This is a genomic window from Maribacter orientalis, from assembly GCF_900109345.1.
In the GTDB taxonomy this organism is placed as follows: Bacteria; Bacteroidota; Bacteroidia; order Flavobacteriales; family Flavobacteriaceae; genus Maribacter; species Maribacter orientalis.
This window is the reverse complement of the sequence record NZ_FNZN01000026.1, coordinates 1-1,007: the sequence shown is the minus strand read 5'-3', so window position 1 is coordinate 1,007 and position 1,007 is coordinate 1. Positions and strand designations below refer to the sequence as shown.

The following is a 1,007-nucleotide window of genomic DNA, read 5'->3' as shown; positions in this document are numbered from 1 at the left end:
AAAAAGGACCTGGACAAACTGGTGACCGATAGCTATCTCGAGGTGGCTGCCGAGAACCTGGGCTATAGAGATGTTGAGGAATTAAAAAAAAACTTAAACATAAAGCCTTAATGAAAGTAGCTCCTATTCATCGGAATGAAAGGCTGTTCTCCATTGGTACTATCTGTAATGCATTTGATCTGGAAAGAGACGCCTATTACAAATACCAAAAACGTTTTGTTATCAAAAAACAGATAGAACAAGATGTAATCGAACTTGTTCGAAAAAGTAGAAGAACACTGCCTAGGGAAGGTACCAGAAAACTCATGCGATCATTAAAAGATGAGTTCCATAAGTACGACCTCAAAGTGGGCAGGGACCAGCTATTCCGTATCTTAAGAGAGAACAGGTTACTCATTAGAAGAAAAAAATACTCTTCTAGAACCACCAATTCATACCACAGGTTTTATAAATATGACAATATCATAAAAGACCTTGAAATCAATAGACCTAATCAAGTTTGGGCCTCGGATATAACCTATATCAGAACTATTAAAGGATTCTGTTACCTAGCCTTGATTACCGACATGTACTCACGCAAAATAGTTGGGTATGACCTAAGTGATAGTTTAGAACTAAAAGGCTGTGTAAGGGCTCTTAATAAAGCCATTTACAATGCCAAGAACATTGAACGGCTTATTCATCACTCCGACAGGGGTATTCAATATTGCAGTAATGTGTATACTCAAATATTGAAAAGAAAGAAAATTAAAATCAGTATGACAGAAGAAAACCATTGCTATGAAAACGCTTTAGCCGAAAGGGTAAACGGTATTCTAAAAGATGAATTCTATCTTGACCAAACCTTTACCAGCGTGGCCCATGCTAAAAAAGCAGCCAAAAACGCAATCAAATTATACAACTCTAAAAGATTGCATTTATCTTTAGATTATAGAACACCTAATTACGTGCATCAATATGCCGCTTAAAACTAATATTAATCTGTAGCCGTATTTTAGGACGTGACA

General features: G+C 36.4%; 1 protein-coding gene. It reads left to right on the top strand.

The features are described 5' to 3' along the window. The first annotated feature begins 110 nt into the window (after positions 1 to 110). The gene (locus BMY56_RS18420) at positions 111 to 968 is read left to right on the top strand and encodes an IS3 family transposase (protein WP_091627751.1); all 858 of its coding nucleotides are present in this window, start codon (positions 111 to 113) and stop codon (positions 966 to 968) included. Positions 969 to 1,007 lie beyond the last annotated feature (39 nt).

What these genes read in the sequence shown, in the direction of transcription:
- BMY56_RS18420 (WP_091627751.1), top strand. Translation starts at nt 111, where the DNA reads ATGAAAGTAGCTCCTATTCATCGGAATGAAAGGCTGTTCTCCATTGGT.